Raw genomic sequence first — 15,829 nt, 5'->3', positions numbered from 1 at the left:
ACTCAAGCCACACCGCCCGGCGCGTGCGGTGACGCTACCTGTGTCGCCCCTGACCACGCTGGCGCAACGCTCCGCCGCGGCTCCGTCCGCCGTGGAATTCGTAAATGAGTTCCAGAATTGAATTCCGCGGGCAACAACCGAGAATTTAAATGCTTATCCAGAGAACGACGATGTTTGTCCGACCGCGGTATTGCATCGCCAATAACTCACCGCGCCCGCCGGGTTCATTGCTTCACTTCGCATTCAGGTACGCAATCGGGTTAACGCCTCTCGGCTCGGCGTCGTGAATGGGATGGGTCGAGTAACAGCGCACCGGATCTTGTTGGACTCTGCGGGAAGGTTCGAAATGTCGTTTGTCGTGGTGGGTTCGGAGTTGTTGGCGTCGGCGGCGGCGGATGTGGCCGGTATCGGGTCGGCGTTGGAGCAGGCGGGGTCGAGTGCGGCGGTGTCGACGACGCGGATCGCGGTGGCTGCGGGGGATGAGGTGTCGGCGGCGATTGCGGAGTTGTTTTCTGGGCATGGGCGGCAGTTTCAGGAGGTGAGTGCGCGGGCGGCGGCGTTTCATGCGCAGTTCGTGGAGTCGTTGGCCGGTGCTGGTGGTGCGTACGGGTCGGCGGAGGCGCTGAATCTGGGGTTGTTGGCGGGTGGGAGCCGTTTGGGTTGATCAATGCGCCGAGGAGTATTTGTTGGGTCGGCCGTTGATCGGTAATGGGGCCAATGGTGCGGCGGGGTCGGGTCAGGCGGGTGGGGATGGGGGTTTGTTGTGGGGCAATGGCGGTAGTGGTGGTTCGGGTGCGGCGGGTCAGGCCGGTGGGGCTGGTGGGTCGGCGGGGTTGATCGGTCATGGTGGGGCTGGTGGGGCGGGGGTTCGGGGGCTGCTGGCGGTCGTGGTGGGTCGGGGGCTGGCTGTATGGCAATGGCGGTGCCGGCGGCGCGGGCGGGCTGAACGCGGTAGGTGGTGCGGGTGGGTCGGCGACCCTGTTCGGTAAGGGCGGAACCGGCGGCATCGGCGGCACCGGAGCGGGCGGCGGAACCGGCGGCAACGGCGGATACCTGCTCGGATCAGGCGGCGCCGGCGGTGCCGGCGGCGCCGCGGCCAGCAGTCTGCTCAACGGCGGGGACGGCGGCACCGGCGGGCGAGGCGGCTGGATCTGGGGTCACGGCGGCGACGGTGGCGCCGGCGGGATCGGCGGTGCGCAGGGCGTCGGCGGCCACGGCGGTACCGGTGGTGATGGCGGCACACTGCTGGGCGGCGGCGGCAACGGTGGCGTCGGTGGCGCGGGCGGCGACGGAATCAACGGTGTGAACGGCAAGGGCGGCTCGCCACAGAACCCGACCGGCGCCGCCGGGACAGACGGCACCGCCGCCGGCGACGGCGGCATCGGCGGCCGAGGCGGTGACGGCGGCTTGCTGTGGGGACACGGCGGCATGGGCGGTGACGGCGGCGTCGGCGGTACCGGTGGTTCGGGCGGGGCCGGTGGCACCGGTTTCACCGAGCCCACCGTCGGCGGTAAAACCGGCGGCAATGGCGGCCTGGGTGGAAACGGCGCGGCCGGCGGCAATGGCGGCGCCGGCGGCGCCGGCGGCAAGGGCGGCTGGCTGTTGAGCCCAGATGGCGCCAACGGTAATGGTGGCGCCGGCGGGACCGGCGGCAATGCCGGGGCAGGCGGCAGCGGCGGCAACGGAAGCAACGGCACCGCGGGCAGCCCCAACGGCGGGCTGGGCGGACGGGGCGGCGACGGCGCCAATCCCGGTGCGGCCGGTATCGGTGGAATTGGCGGGGCGGCCGGCGGCATCGGCGCACACGTGGGAGCCGACGGGCTCTCCGGCGCCCAATTGGCCGGTGGCAACGGCGGCAACGGCGGCAACGGCTACAGCGACCTGAACTTGGCCAACTTCGACGCCGGCGACGGCGGCCGTGGCGGCAACGCCGGACTCGGCGGCGTCGGCGGCAACGGTGGCGACGGCGGCAGCGTCGGGTCGAACGGCAACAACGGCAACGCCGGCAAGGGCGGCGACGGCGGCAACTCGTTCGGCTCGGGTTCGCTCGGCGCCACCGGCGGTAAAGGCGGAAACGGCGGCAGCGCCGGCGGCGCCAACGAGGCCGGTGTCGGTGGTAAAGGCGGAAACGCACAGGTCACCGACCCCGGCGGCACCGGCAACGTGACGGCGGGTGCCGGCGGGCGCGGCGGCAACGGCGGCAACGTGGCCGGCAACGCCGGCGATGGCGGCGACGCGTACAACGCCGGTAGCGGCACCACCACCGCTGGCAACGGCGGCGACGGCGGGAACGGGATCACCAACGGCGGCCGCGGCGGCCAGGGAGGTTCGGCCAACGGTGCGACCACCGGCCCCGCCGGCACCGTCCTGGGCGGGACCGGCGGAAACGGCGGTACTGGCGCGATCGGCGGCACCGGCGGCGTCGGCGGTCAGGCGCTCGTCAGCGGAATCGCCAACACTGCCGATGCCGTCGGCGGTCACGGCGGCACCGGCGGCACCTCCTCGAACAACGCCTCTTCTGCCGTCGGCGGGAAGGGCGGCGCCGCGATCAACTACGGCAGCGGGAACGCCATCGGCGGACGAGGCGGCGACGGCGGCGTACTCAACACCACCAACATCGCCGACGGTGGTGACGGCGGTGTGGGCGGCAACGCCACCGCATACGGCACGGGTAATGCCGTCGCCGGTGACGGCGGCAACGGCGGCCAGGGCATCAACTACGGGCGCGGCGGCGACGGCGGGAACGGTGGCACCGCGACGGTCAGCAATGCCACTTCCAAGGCGGCAGCCACCGGCGGCCACGGCGGTTCCGGTGGTCCGGGCGGCACGAACGGCGCCTTTCAATCGCAGGCCGGCTGGGGCGGCAACGGTGGTCAAGGCGGTAGCGCATCCAGCACCGGACTCGGCAACGTCACCGGCGGCGACGGCGGTGACGCCGGCGCCGGAGGCGCGGCCGGCAAAGGCGGGAACGGCGGCAACGGCGGCGGTGCCAGTGCCACCAACACGTCGTCCACAGCCAACATCATCGCTGGTGACGGGGGCGACGGCGGCGCCGGCGGGCCGGTGAACGGACCCGGCGGCAACGGCGGCAACGGCGCCAATGCGACAGGCCCCAGCGGTACCCACAAAGAGGGCGGCACCGGTGGCAGCGCCGGGGCAGGCGGCGGAACCGGAAGCAGCGGCGTACCCGGCACCGACGGCACGCCGTAGCGGCAGGACGATTACCGTCGGCGCCCCAGCCGACGGACCCGAATCCCGGGAGCCATGTCACCGCGACCCAACAGTGAATTATGGCCCCGGGATTCGGTGTATCTGAAATGGGATTCCAATAAATCCGGCATACCAGAAATTGCAATATCCGCGAAGCGACGAGATTTATCCCGGGGCAGAGCGTCGCGATCGATAAAGCGCCACACGCAAATGCTCGTTGGTTGACTGACGCCAGCGAGCATTTACGCAAAACCGGATATTCGTCCGCTGCGGGTCTGGAGGTTCGAAATGTCGTTTGTCGTGGTGGGTCCGGAGTTGTTGGCGTCGGCGGCGGCGGATGTGGCCGGTATCGGGTCGGCGTTGGAGCAGGCGGGGTCGAGTGCGGCGGTGTCGACGACGCGGATCGCGGTGGCTGCGGGGATGAGGTGTCGGCGGCGATTGCGGAGTTGTTTTCTGGGCATGGGCGGCAGTTTCAGGAGGTTAGTGCGCGGGCGGCGGCGTTTCATGCGCAGTTCGTGGAGTCGTTGGCCGGTGCTGGTGGTGCGTACGGGTCGGCGGAGGCGCTGAATCTGGGGTTGTTGGCGGGGTGGGAGCCGTTTGGGTTGATCAATGCGCCGACGGAGTATTTGTTGGGTCGGCCGTTGATCGGTAATGGGGCCAATGGTGCGGCGGGGTCGGGTCAGGCGGGTGGGGATGGGGGTTTGTTGTGGGGCAATGGCGGTAGTGGTGGTTCGGGTGCGGCGGGTCAGGCCGGTGGGGCTGGTGGGTCGGCGGGGTTGATCGGTCATGGTGGGGCTGGTGGGGCGGGGGTTCGGGGGCTGCTGGCGGTCGTGGTGGGTCGGGGGCTGGCTGTATGGCAATGGCGGTGCCGGCGGCGCGGGCGGGCTGAACGCGGTAGGTGGTGGGTGGGTCGGCGACCCTGTTCGGTAAGGGCGGAACCGGCGGCATCGGCGGCACCGGAGCGGTCGGCCTCAACGGCGGAAATGGCGGAGCCGGGGGTCACGGCGGCGCGCTGCTGGGCAGCGGCGGCACCGGTGGCATCGGCGGCGCCGGCGGCAGTGGCGCGGAAGGCCTGGTCGGCACGGACGGCTCCACCACGGCTGTCGGTGGCACCGGTGGCGATGGCACCGCCGCCGGTAACGGTGGCAGTGGCGGCCGGGGCGGCAACGGCGGTGGCCTGTGGGGCCACGGCGGCGCGCGGTGGCGTCGGCGGCGTCGGTGGAACGGGAGGCTCCGGTGGGGCCGGCGGGCTCGGCTACACCAACCCCAACGCCGGCGGCGCCGGAGGCAGCGGCGGCCTGGGTGGCGACGGCGCGACGGGCGGCAACGGTGGATCCGGCGGCGCCGGCGGCGAGGGCGGCTGGCTGCTGAGCCATCACGGCGCCACCGGCGACGGCGGTGCCGGTGGCGCCGGCGGCAACTCCGGGGCCGGTGGCAACGGGGGCAACGGTGGCGATGGCAATGCGAGCGCCCGCAACGGCGCGCGCGGTGGCGACGGCGGCAATCCCGGCGCGGTGGGCGCCGGTGGCGTCGGTGGTGCCGGCGCCCACCAGGGCGCGGACGGGCGAGCGGGCACCCAACTGGCCGGTGGCAACGGCGGCAACGGTGGCAACGGCTACAGCGACCAGATCACCCCGGGCAGCACCGGCGGCAAAGGTGGCGACGGGGGGAACGCCGGCCTCGGCGGCGTCGGTGGCAACGGCGGCAACGGCGGCAGCGTCGGCTACGACGAAACCAGCACCCCGGCACCGGGGGTCGCGGGGGCAACTCGATCGGTGCCGGCACCCTGAATGCCACCGGCGGCAACGGTGGCAACGGCGGTAGCGGCGGCAACGACGGCGACGGCTTCGGCGGGGTGGGCGGCAACGCCAACATCAACGACAGCGCCGGCACCGGTAGCGCCACCGGTGGGGCTGGCGGCCACGGCGGTGGCGGCGCAAACTACGCCGCCGACGGCGGCCGCGGGGGCGACGCCTTCAACGCGGGTACCGGCGCGACCACGGGTGGAGCCGGCGGGGACGGCGGGAATGCCGGCGGATTCGGAGGCAAGGGCGGCGACGCAGGCTCCGCCGACTCCGTGAATACCGCCGCTACCGGGCGGGTGGTCGGTGGGGCCGGCGGCACCGGCGGAGCAGGTAGCGGCGGGGGGCCGGCGGTGTGGGCGGGAAGGCGTTGGTCGTGGCGTCGGGCGCATCCGCCGATGCCGTCGGCGGTAACGGGGGCACCGGCGGCCTTTCCTTCTTGGGCGGTCTCTATGCACACGGCGGAACCGGCGGCGATGCCGTCAATTACGGCAGCGGTTCGGCGACCGGAGGCGACGGCGGCGACGGTGGCGAACTGCGGGTCAACTACATCGCGAACGCCGGCGCCGGCGGGACGGGTGGCGACGCACACGCGTTCGGCACCGGCAGCGCTACCGGCGGCGACGGTGGAAATGGCGGTGCGGCAACCGATTACGGTCGCGGCGGCGCCGGCGGCCACGGCGGCAACGCAACGGTCGACAACACCGCGTCCGCGGCGGCAGCCAGCGCCGGCGACGGCGGGCACGGCGGCACCGGCGCCCCGAACGGCCCTGTTGAGTCACAGAACGGGTCGGGCGGGGCCGGTGGCGACGGCGGTACCGCGAACAGCAACGGACTCGGCACAGTCACCGCCGGCCACGGCGGCGACGGCGGCGCCGGGGACTCCGTCGGGACCGGTGGAAACGGTGGCCGCGGTGGTGATGCCAAAGCCACCAATGCAGCCTCCACTGCGCAGGTCGTCGCCGGCGACGGCGGTGATGGCGGTGCCGGCGGCCCGCAGGACGGCGCCGGTGGTAACGGCGGTAACGGCGGTGACGCGACGGCGCCGAACATGGCCAATGCGCACGGCGGTACCGGTGGGCTGCCCGGCGCGGGCGGCGGAACCGGCAGCAGCGGCGCACCCGGCTCGCACGGCACGCCCTGACGGACGGCGCGGCGGCGATCCTCAGGACGCAGCGGGTAGTTCCGCACCCTTGAGGCAAGCGCAGACCTGCAGGATTGTCTCGAGCGCGCGAGGTTGTTCCTCGGCCTGCAAAATCGCCGGAGCGAGGTCGCTCGGTGCGATGTAGTCGGCGCCCGCATCGACGTACTTCTGGAGTTCGGCGGCCACCTCGTCCGGGGTGCCGATGATGTAGGACTTCTCGATCATGGACGGCGTTACCGAGGCGACGATCTCATCGACCTCGGCCGCGCTCATCTGGTGCGGCAGCATTTTGAGCGCGTAGTGCCAGTTCTCCTCGAAGATCAGCTGCTCGCCCTCGTCGCGCCAGGCCCCGTGGTGCAGTCGCCCGAACACCGCGGCCATCCACTTGGTGATCGGACTGTTGAGCAGGCGTTCGCGTTCGTCGTCGCTGCGGTATGCGATGACGAACGGCCAGAAGCCGTTGGTGAACTTCTCTGGGTCGCGGTCCTTGCGCTCCAGCTGAGCGTCGATCTGGGCGACTTGCTCTCCCCATTGTTCCGGTGTGCTGAATGCGCTGGGCACCATGCTGATGAAACCGTCGGCGTGGGTGGTCGCGATGTCAATCAGCTGGGGGCCGCCGCCGAGGGCCCAGATCTCGGGGACCTTGGGGAAGTGGGCGCCGATCCATGCGCCCGAGTAGTTCCAATGGTTGCCCTCGTGGCTGATCAGCCCATCGGTGGACAGCAGTTTGCGCACGATGGCGAAGATGTCCTCCATCCGGGATAGGCCCTGGGATCGCTTCCAGCCGAACGGCTTACATTGCTTGAGCTCGCCCGCGGCCAACTGGAGCGCCACCTTGGCCGGCGTCGCGGACGAGAGCGTGAGAATTTGTTGTAGCAGTTCCGCGGGACCGTTGCGCACCGCGTCCAGGGTGGTCGTGATGTTCAGCGTGTTCGTCGCGGCGGCAGCCAACAATGCGACCATTGCAGCGTTGTAGTACGAGTCGCAGTCGGCGCTGAGGTTGGCCATGGGAGTGACATCCGGACGCCACAGCGCCTGCGGAAAGAAGCTGACCAGTTGGTCCCAGGTCTGGAACCAGTCGACGACGCCGCTCGCCTCGATCTGCTTGGCGAAGTCAGCGCCGGCCTGGGGCGGCAGATAGCGGCTCGGCCAATAGTTGAGGGCTACCTCGACATTCGTCATTGCCTGCTCGATTCGACGACGGGCTGTAGAGTAAGCACTCTATTGCAGCATGGTTGGGAATTTCAAGATGGCGCATACCAATAATGTCCGCCGCCGCAGGTCCGCGTCCGAGGTCAAGGTGCTGATGCTCGATGCCGCACGAGAGATGTTCGCGGCCAAAGGTTTCCACGCGACGACCCGGGAGATCGCCGAGCGGGCGACCGTCACCGAACAACTTCTGTTCAACCACTTCGCGTCCAAACAGCAGCTGTTCGCCGCCGCGGTGTTGCAGCCCTTCGAGGCGCTGGCCGAGCAGCAGCTGGTCGAATGGCAGCACGTGGTCGCGTTGGGCGACGAACCTCACCAGATGATGCGGGTCTACGTCGAGGGGGTTGTGGACTCTGGTACGCACCAACCGGGCATTGTTCCGCGCACTGAGCACCGATCCGTTCGGTGCACACGTAACCCCCGGTGCTGGACCGCCTTGAGCAGCTGACGGCCGAGATCGCACGGCGGCACGGTTACGGCTACGACCCGCATATCGCGGTGCGGATCGTGTTCGCTGCGGTCACGGCCCTGGCCCTGAACGAAGAGGCGACCGCCGGCCGCAGCGAGGCCGACATCATCAACGAACTCGTCAATACCTTTGCGGCCGGGCTGACCAGAGGACGATGAGGAGCGGCGGGACAAGCGGGGGCAGGCGCGCGCCTGGTTCGGCCGGCGCCCCCGGATGCGGGAGTCTTACTTAGACGATTGGCCGTGCAGCGTCACGCGCGGGTGCTGACCGTAATGCTGCCGGTAGTAGGCCGCGAACCGCCCGCCATGAGCGAATCCCCAGCGTGCGGCGACCGCCGATACCGAGACGGTCGCGGGATCGGCGTCCGACAGTTCCTCGTGCGCGCGACTGAGGCGAACCCGGCGCAGATAGCCGATCGGCGTGCAGCCCAGCTGGCGACGGAACATGTGCTGCAGCCCGCGCGGCGTCACGTGGATGGCGGCGGCGATGTCGTCGAGGGACAGGTCGGTGTCCGCGCGCTCGTCGATGAACGCCACGGCGCGGCGCACCAGGCTGGACTTGATCGGGTCGAGCGGGTCGGCCTTGGCCGACACATTGCTGGGAAAGGTGTTCAGCACGCAGGCGGCCAGCAGTGCCGCGGCGTTGCTGGCGATCGCCGGTGAATCGCACGCCTCGGGCTGGCTGAGCACGTGGTCGCGTAGATAGTCGATCAGCGAGCTGAGTTGCCGGGCGGTCGCCGCCGACACCGGGCGGCTGGACAGCAATCGAACGGGTTCACCGTCCGCGGCGCACCTGACGGCCACCTTGGTCAGATCCGCAGTCTGGAACGTCACCATCTCGTAGCTGCCCCGCATCCCCACCGTCAGGTCCTCGGTGGGCAGGGCGACCACCTGGTCCTGGGGTGTCAGGACTTCGGTCTGACCGCCGGCCCGGTCCAGCTCCAAATAGCCGGTGCGAACCCGGGTCAAGACGATCCGGTCCAACGGTGCCATCCGGTAGCGGATTTCGGAGTCGAGTTCCAGCTCGTCGAAGCTCATCGAGCCCAGGCGCCGGCGCCGCATCTGGACCGGGTTGCCCGCGCGTTCGCCGGCGGTGATGACCTGTGCGAATCCTTGACTCACGAGCTGCAGCCTTGCCCTCGTCGGTACCGTGGAAGGCGATATTAACCAGATCTGACCGGCTGTCACGGGTCTTCGTAGGGCCGTGGCAACGCCCGTTTGCACCCGGTCCCCCGGCTGGCAGCTCGTCATGTTGTTGCCGAAAAGTGCTTATCAGCAACGTCTTTGAGAATCTTGGGGCCAGGTTTGGGTTCCATGCCGACGATTGCGCGGGCGGGTTTTTCTCCCCCGATCGGGGAGAAAAGTTCAACCCGAGAATCCGTCGGCTATCCGAGGCTTTTGAGCCGCCGCTGGACGAATGTGGTCTTTGGATGACTGCGCTTGCGGTATACCGGTTCTGCACAACGGATTTCGCTGATGTTAGCCATACCTTAGCCATACCGTTGCCGCCCCGCAACAACTTTCATGAGCCGGGCGATATCGCCGGAATCCCGACGTCGTGGCAGCCCGCCAACAAACGCCGGTCGTAAGTGACGAAAGCCGTCAGCTCCTGCTTGAGTTGCGCAGCAGCCGCCAGGTGGATCGCGTCGAGCGAACGCAGCGTAGGCGGACCGATGGTCTCCGCTGCGGTCAACACAGGTGCGCTGAGCGTGACCATGTCAAGGCCGTCCAGCAGATAGCGGGCCCGCCCGACGTACTCAGTCGCTGCGTACCTGTAAACGGCTCGCATCAACTCGATGCGGCCCAGCGTGCTGGTCGCTGCGTGCTCGCCCCGCTCGTGCTGGGCGTTGAGCCACGCTCGCAGTGCAGCCGTCTCAGCCTCGGCGATGAGCAGTTTCGTCAGGGCCGAGGTGTCCAGGTAGATCACTGCTCGTCGCGCATTTCTTCGAGAACGTCCGACAGTGTGCGCTTTTCGCTCGGCGGCGATGTGCCGGCGGGGTCGTACAGATTTTCCGGGCTGCGGGCCGGGAGTAGCAGTCCCGCATCTATCAGGGCGGTGCGGGACCGCGTCGCTTGCGCAACCGGTACGAGGCGGGCAACCAGGCGCCCGTGATTGGCAACGCCCAGCTCCTCGCCGGCCTCGACCCGCGCGAGGTACCGCGATGCATGTTGTCGCAGTTCACGGACCCCGATGACCTCCATCCAGCCAACGTAGCACGTCTTGTGCTACATCAGCGCCGCTGGACGCGGGCTCAGCCGCGCTGTTCCAGCCACTCCGCCAGGGAGCGCCCGGCATCCAGCACATGCCGTTCGGCGATGGCGCGGGCACGCTCGGCGTCCTTGTCGGCGAACGCGTCGAGCAGCGCCTCGTGGTCATCGAGTGAGTGCTTCTCGTGGTCGGGGAACAGCGTCAGGAAGTTGGTGGGCACCACCCGCGCCGCCTGTTTGATCTGGGCCATCAGCCGGGGCGAGTGCGCGGCCCGGTGGATCTTCTGGTGGAAGTGCCAGTTCGCCTCGCCGATGCTGTCGTCACCGGACCTCGACGCGACGTCGGCGGCCAGTTCGCGCAGCATCGCCAACTCGTCCGGTTCCACGCGCTGGGCGGCCCAGGCCGCCGCCTGGCCGGTCAGCACCCCCAGGATGGTGAAGCTGTCCAGCACGTCTTCCGGGCTGATCCCGATCACCGTGACTCCGCTGCGCGGCGCGACGCGGACCAGGCCCTCGAAAGACAGCTCAAGCAGGGCTTCGCGCACCGGGGTGCGACTGGTGGCGAATTCCTCGGTGATGGCGTCGAGGTCCAGACGCGCCCCGGCGGGGATGGTGCCGGTCAGGATGCGGTCACGCAGTTCCCGGGCGGCGCGCTCGCGCACGGTGCCGGAGATGTCGATCGCTGCCATCGAGGCAGCATATCAAATCGAGAATCTAACATTTGAAATCTGAAATATCAGGTGTTAGATTTCCGAACCATGCGAACCGACAAGATGTCCCTCGTCGCCTTCATGCAGGCGGGCAGCACTTCGGTGTACGCCGGATCCTGGCGACACCCCGCGACCGAGCACCGGTACCTCGACGCGTCCTACTACGCCAAGATCGGCCGTCAGCTCGAAGAAGGCTGCTTCGACCTGATGTTCTTCGACGACCGGTTGGCGATGCCCGGGGTATACGGCAACTCGGTGGCCGAGGCCGTCCAGTACGGTGCCCGGCCGGTCAAGCTGGACCTGGGCGTGGTGCTGGGGATACTGGCCCAGGCGACCTCGCACATCGGACTCGGCGCCACCTATTCGACCACCTACTATGCGCCGTTCCACGTCGCCCGCACCTTCGCGTCGCTGGACCACCTGTCGGCCGGGCGGGCCGCCTGGAACGTCGTCACCTCGGTCAACGACAGCGAGGCGCAGAACTTCGGCGTCGAGGCCCACCTCGGTCACGACGAACGCTACGACCGTGCCGACGAATTCATGGACGTGGTCACCGGACTCTGGGACACCTGGGAGGACGACGCCGTACTGCACGACCGCGCGACGGGTCACTACGCCGATCCGGCAAAGGTGCACGAGCTAGGCCACGTCGGGCAGTACTTCGCGGCGCGCGGGCCCCTGACGGTGCCCCGCTCCCCGCAGGGACGGCCGGTCATCATTCAGGCCGGCTCTTCGGGCCGCGGGCGCGAATTCGCCTCGCGCTGGGCGGAATTGATCTTCACCGGCGACCCGGGAATCGAAGTGGCCTGCAGCCACTACGCCGACCAGAAGGACCGCATCGCCGCTGCCGGACGCGATCCGGGCGCGGTCCGTATCTGCCCGATGGCCTACGCGGTGGTGGGGGAATCGGAGTCGCACGCCAAGGACCGCGAGGCGATGTTCCTCAACGACCTGGTGCACCCGATGGCCTCGCTCACCCTGTTGTCGGAGTTGATGAATTACGACTTCGCTCAACACGATCTGGACGATCCGGTTACCGACGATCTGATCGCATCGGTCTCGGGAATCCGGGGCCTGGTGCAGAATCTGCGCACGCATATCGGCGGCGACACGGTCACGGTGCGCGATCTCGCCGGCCACCGCGCCACCTTGCTGCAGGGGCCGCGGTTCGTCGGCACCGGTGAGCAGGTCGCCGACCAGATGGCCGACTGGTTCGAAAGCGGTGCCTGCGACGGATTCGTCTTGGCCGCAACGCATCTGCCCGGCGCGTTCGAGGACGTGGTACGGATGGTGGTTCCGGAGCTGCAACGACGCGGGTTGTTCCGTAGCGCGTACGAGTCGTCGACGCTGCGGGGTCACCTCGGGTTGCAACGACCCGTCGGCGCCAATGCTTGACGGCCTGCGGGTGCTCGACCTGGCCACCTTGGCGGCCGCGCCGCTGGTCGCCACCTATCTGGGCGAGTTCGGCGCCGAGGTGATCAAGGTGGAGGACCCGCGTAACGGCGACCCCATCCGCTCCTGGGGCAACCAGCGCGACGGCGTCGGCCTGATGTGGAAGTCCATCTCGCGCAACAAGAAATCGATCACGCTGGACCTGCGCTGCAGCGCCGGCCAGGAGCTGGTGCGCCGACTGGTGCGGCACGCCGACGTCGCGATCTTCAACACCCGGCCACAGACGTTGCGCAAGTGGGGGCTGGACTATCAGAGCCTGCGCGGGGTCAACGACCGAATCGTCATGCTGCACATCACCGGATACGGGTTGACCGGGCCCAAGAGCGAGCGGCCCGGGTTCGGCACTCTGGGCGAGGCGATGAGCGGCTTCGCCCACATCACCGGCCAGGCCGGCGGGCCGCCGACGCTGCCGCCGTTCATGCTGGCCGACGGGGTCGCATCGCTGAATGCCGCATACGCGGTGATGATGGCGCTGTACCACCGCGACGTACACGGTGGGCCGGGCCAATTGATCGACGTCAACCTCATCGATCCGCTGGCCCGATTGCTGGAGCAGACGCTGCTGGGCTACGACCAACTCGGCCTGGTGCCCGAGCGGTCCGGCAACCGCTGGGACATCTCCGCGCCGCGCAACACCTATCGCACCGCCGACGGCCGCTGGCTGGCGATGTCGGGAAGCTCGCCGGCGCTGGCCCTTCGGGTGTTCCGGGCGATCGGACGCGACGACCTGGTGCACGACGCCGACTTCTCCGATCCGCAGCGCAGACTCGCCCGCGCCCGCGAGGTCGACGCGGTGGTGGCGGATTGGGTTGCCGGTAAGACACTTTCGCAGGCGATGGAGGTGTTCGAAGCGCACGAGGTGGCCGCCGCACCCGTCTACGACATCACCGATCTGGTGCGCGACGAGCAGCTTGCCCACCGGGGCGTGTTCGTCTCGGTCGACGACACCGAACTAGGGCCGGTGACGGTACAGGCGCCGGTGCCCCGGTTCTCCGCGGCCCCCGGCGCGGTACGGCAGCTGGGCCCACGCCTCGGCGAGCACAACGACGAGGTGTACGGCGAACTACTCGGGCTGAGCCGCAACGAGATTGACGATCTGCACGCCAACGGTGTGCTGTGAGGGAGGAGAACAAGTGACACTGCGCCGTTCCGAGCTGGCGGTACCCGCGAGCAACGACGACATGTTCGACAAGGCCGCCGGCTGCGGCGCCGACCTGGTGTTTCTCGACCTCGAGGATGCGGTGCCTGTGGCCTGCAAGGAGTCGGCTCGATCCAAGGCGATCGCAGCGCTCAACGAGATCGATTGGGGCCGCACGGCTCGCGCGATCCGGATCAACGGCCTGGACACCCCCTGGTGTCACGACGACCTGATCGAGGTGGTGACCAAGGCCGGCGCCAACCTGGACACCGTCATCATCCCCAAGGCGCGCACCGCCCGCGACGTGTGGTGGGTGGACGTGCTGCTCACCCAGCTTGAAGCAAAACTGTTACTCGACAGGCAGATTCGGCTCGAGGTGCTGATCGAGGAGGTCGAGGGCCTGGCCAACGCCGAAGCCATCGCGGCCGCCAGCCCGCGGCTGGACGCGCTGATCTTCGGGGTCGGCGACTTCTCGCTGTCCCAGGGCGCCCGGGTGGACACCAACTTCGTCCCGCTCGGCGACTACCCCGGCGATTTCTGGCAGTACGCGCGTAGCAAGGTGATCGTCGCGGCGCGCATCGCCGGTATCGAAGCGATCGACGCGCCCTACCCCGACTTTCGCGATCTGACCGGTTACGAGCGCGATGCACGCCGGGCGTCGCTGATGGGATACACCGGCAAGTGGGCGATTCATCCCGGGCAGGTACCGGTCGCCAACGAGGTGTATGCGCCCACCGCCGACGAGATCGCCTTGGCGCAACGCAATGTCGCGGCGTACCGGGAAGCGGAGTCGAACGGCCGGGGTGCGGTCGGGGTGAACGGCGTGCTGGTGGACGCAGCGCACGTGAAGATGGCCGAGCAGACGCTGGCGCGCGCCGCGCTATGCGCGAACTCTGGCGGTTGACTCTGCGTCCAGGGCGGGAAAGTTCGAGTGGCGTGCGCCGTGGGCGCAGCGTCAACGTAACCTGAAGCGGTGACCAGGGTCGACGTGGAGTCCGGCGCCGTGCGCGGCCGGCGGCACCGCGACGTCGACGTCTGGCGTTCGATCCCGTACGCGGCGCCGCCCGTCGGGCCGCTGCGGTTTCGTGCCCCGCAGCCCGTCACGCCGTGGGGCGGCGTGCGGGACGCGACCGAATTCGGTAACGCCGCACATTCGCACCTGTTCAGCTCGCCGCTGGGCATCGTGGCGGCTACGGACCGGAACTGCCTGACGCTCAACGTCTGCGCGCCCGCCGGAGACGGACCACCCCGGCCGGTGCTGGTATTCATCCACGGCGGCGGGTTCTTCGAGGGCAGCTCCGCGTTGCCGGTCCACAATCCCGAGCCGCTGGTGCGCCGGTTCGGGATCGTGCTCGTCACGATCAACTACCGGCTCGGCGGCCTGGGATTCGTCGACTTCTCCCGGTACTCGGCGGATTTCGAATCCAATGTCGGCCTGCGCGACCAGATCGCCGCGCTGCAGTGGGTGCGGCGCAACATCGCGGCGTTCGGTGGCGACCCGGAGAACGTCACCGTGTGGGGGCAGTCCGCCGGTGCCAGCGCCGTTCTCAACCACCTGGTGATGCCCGCCACCAAGGGACTGTTCCACCGCGCGATCGCGCAGAGCCCGGTACCCGATGCGGTGCGCACCCGGGACCAGGCCGCCGAAACCGCCCGCCGGATTGTCGAGGCGCTCGGCATCGATCCCGAGAACGCCGCGGATGCCCTGCGCACGGCGCCGGCCAAAGCGATTGCGGGGACGGCGATCCGGGTGATGCTACGTATCGCGCGCGAGGTTCCCTGCCAGATGTCGCTGGCCCCGGTGATCGACGGAGATCTGCTGCCGCAGGACCCGACGGCGGCGCTGGCGGCCGGTCACGCGCACCGCGTCCCGCTGCTCATCGGCTCGATGCGCAACGAGATGGGGCACGCGGGCTGGGGACCGGTCCGGCGGTTCGTCGATCTGTTCCCGACCACCCCTCAGCGGGTGGAACGCATGTTCGCCGCCACCGACCCGGCCGCGAAAGACGAGGTCCTGCGGCACTATCCGGACTACCCAAGCGGCAGAACGCTGACCAAGCTGGCCACCGATTGCTTCTTCGTGCGACCGATGATCGCCGCGGCGGAGGCCCATGCTCGGCACGCGCCGACCTACCTGTACCGAATGGACTACGCCCCGCCGCTGTTGCGCTGGATAGGCATGGGCGCCATTCACGCCACCGACATTCCGCTGGTGTTCGGGTTCGACATGCCCGCGACGCAACCGTTCACCACCGGTGAGCGCCGCGAATACCGGGCGCTGGGCGACTGGGTACGGCAGCACTGGATCGAGTTCGCTCGGACCGGTGCGGCTGGTTGGCCGGCGTACAACGACGACAAAGCCGCCGTCGTCATCGATCGTCCGGAACCTCGGGTGGTCGACGGACTCTACAGCGCGACGTGGGAAGCGTGGCGCCATTACGCCGGACCCCAGCGTGCTGCCAACCCCACCGCCGTGCACTAGGGGATC

Annotated in this window: 12 protein-coding genes and 2 pseudogenes; 9 read left to right on the top strand and 5 right to left on the bottom strand. The window is 69.2% G+C overall.

The annotated features are described in order from the left end of the window. The first annotated feature begins 346 nt into the window (after positions 1-346). The 3 genes and pseudogenes from L6444_RS30925 to L6444_RS28985 all read left to right on the top strand — a co-directional run bounded on the left by L6444_RS30925 (position 347) and on the right by L6444_RS28985 (position 6,156). Positions 347-3,210 (top strand): annotated as a pseudogene (locus L6444_RS30925) (PE family protein). A gap of 288 nt (positions 3,211-3,498) precedes the next feature. Next, positions 3,499-4,760, top strand: a pseudogene (locus L6444_RS31365) (PE family protein); the annotation flags it as partial. A gap of 628 nt (positions 4,761-5,388) precedes the next feature. Then, positions 5,389-6,156, top strand: coding sequence for a hypothetical protein (locus L6444_RS28985; protein ID WP_236978934.1), 768 nt, complete (start codon positions 5,389-5,391; stop codon positions 6,154-6,156). Positions 6,157-6,177: 21 nt separating this feature from the next. Here the strand turns inward: L6444_RS28985 and L6444_RS28980 are convergent, their stop codons facing one another. Beyond that, positions 6,178-7,338 carry an LLM class flavin-dependent oxidoreductase gene (locus L6444_RS28980; protein WP_236978932.1) on the bottom strand — a complete coding sequence of 387 codons (1,161 nt, stop codon included), beginning with the start codon at positions 7,336-7,338 and terminating at the stop codon, positions 6,178-6,180. A 67-nt stretch (positions 7,339-7,405) separates the two neighbouring features. Here L6444_RS28980 and L6444_RS28975 point away from each other — a divergent pair, with 67 nt between their 5' ends. Beyond that, positions 7,406-7,813 carry a helix-turn-helix domain-containing protein gene (locus L6444_RS28975; protein ID WP_236978930.1) on the top strand — a complete coding sequence of 136 codons (408 nt, stop codon included), beginning with the start codon at positions 7,406-7,408 and terminating at the stop codon, positions 7,811-7,813. Next, on the top strand, positions 7,789-7,992 hold the full coding sequence (locus L6444_RS28970) for a hypothetical protein (protein WP_236978928.1): 204 nt from the start codon (positions 7,789-7,791) through the stop codon (positions 7,990-7,992). The genes L6444_RS28975 and L6444_RS28970 overlap by 25 nt, the downstream gene beginning before the upstream one ends. A gap of 66 nt (positions 7,993-8,058) precedes the next feature. On the opposite strand, the gene L6444_RS28965 is transcribed toward L6444_RS28970, so the two are convergent. The 4 genes from L6444_RS28965 to L6444_RS28950 all read right to left on the bottom strand — a co-directional run bounded on the left by L6444_RS28965 (position 8,059) and on the right by L6444_RS28950 (position 10,730). Next, the gene (locus tag L6444_RS28965; protein WP_236978926.1) at positions 8,059-8,955 is read right to left on the bottom strand and encodes a helix-turn-helix transcriptional regulator; all 897 of its coding nucleotides are present in this window, start codon (positions 8,953-8,955) and stop codon (positions 8,059-8,061) included. 400 nt (positions 8,956-9,355) lie between these two features. Then, positions 9,356-9,760 (bottom strand): type II toxin-antitoxin system VapC family toxin, encoded by a 405-nt coding sequence (locus L6444_RS28960; RefSeq protein ID WP_236978924.1) that lies wholly within the window; start codon positions 9,758-9,760, stop codon positions 9,356-9,358. Continuing rightward, positions 9,757-10,035 (bottom strand): type II toxin-antitoxin system Phd/YefM family antitoxin, encoded by a 279-nt coding sequence (locus L6444_RS28955; protein WP_236978923.1) that lies wholly within the window; start codon positions 10,033-10,035, stop codon positions 9,757-9,759. Before L6444_RS28955 ends, L6444_RS28960 begins: the two co-directional genes overlap by 4 nt. Before the next feature lie 50 nt (positions 10,036-10,085). Further along, on the bottom strand, positions 10,086-10,730 hold the full coding sequence (locus tag L6444_RS28950) for a GntR family transcriptional regulator (RefSeq protein ID WP_236978921.1): 645 nt from the start codon (positions 10,728-10,730) through the stop codon (positions 10,086-10,088). Positions 10,731-10,799: 69 nt separating this feature from the next. On the opposite strand from L6444_RS28950, the gene L6444_RS28945 reads away from it, so the two are divergent. The 4 genes from L6444_RS28945 (at position 10,800) to L6444_RS28930 (ending at position 15,823) form a co-directional block, all read left to right on the top strand. After that, positions 10,800-12,146: an LLM class flavin-dependent oxidoreductase gene (locus L6444_RS28945; protein WP_236978919.1), complete on the top strand. Its 1,347-nt coding sequence runs from the start codon at positions 10,800-10,802 to the stop codon at positions 12,144-12,146. After that, a complete protein-coding gene (locus L6444_RS28940; protein WP_236978917.1) occupies positions 12,139-13,323 on the top strand; it encodes a CaiB/BaiF CoA transferase family protein in 1,185 nt (394 codons plus the stop codon). The genes L6444_RS28945 and L6444_RS28940 overlap by 8 nt, the downstream gene beginning before the upstream one ends. Positions 13,324-13,336: 13 nt before the next feature. After that, positions 13,337-14,245, top strand: a complete 909-nt coding sequence (locus tag L6444_RS28935; RefSeq protein WP_255731129.1) for an HpcH/HpaI aldolase/citrate lyase family protein — start codon at positions 13,337-13,339, stop codon at positions 14,243-14,245. A gap of 69 nt (positions 14,246-14,314) precedes the next feature. Further along, positions 14,315-15,823, top strand: a complete 1,509-nt coding sequence (locus L6444_RS28930; protein ID WP_236978915.1) for a carboxylesterase/lipase family protein — start codon at positions 14,315-14,317, stop codon at positions 15,821-15,823. The last annotated feature ends 6 nt before the right edge of the window (positions 15,824-15,829 follow it).

It is taken from the genome of Mycobacterium kiyosense (assembly GCA_021654635.1).
Taxonomy (GTDB): Bacteria; Actinomycetota; Actinomycetes; order Mycobacteriales; family Mycobacteriaceae; genus Mycobacterium; species Mycobacterium kiyosense.
Note: the sequence above shows the minus strand (reverse complement) of the source record. Positions and strands in the feature narration are given on the sequence as shown.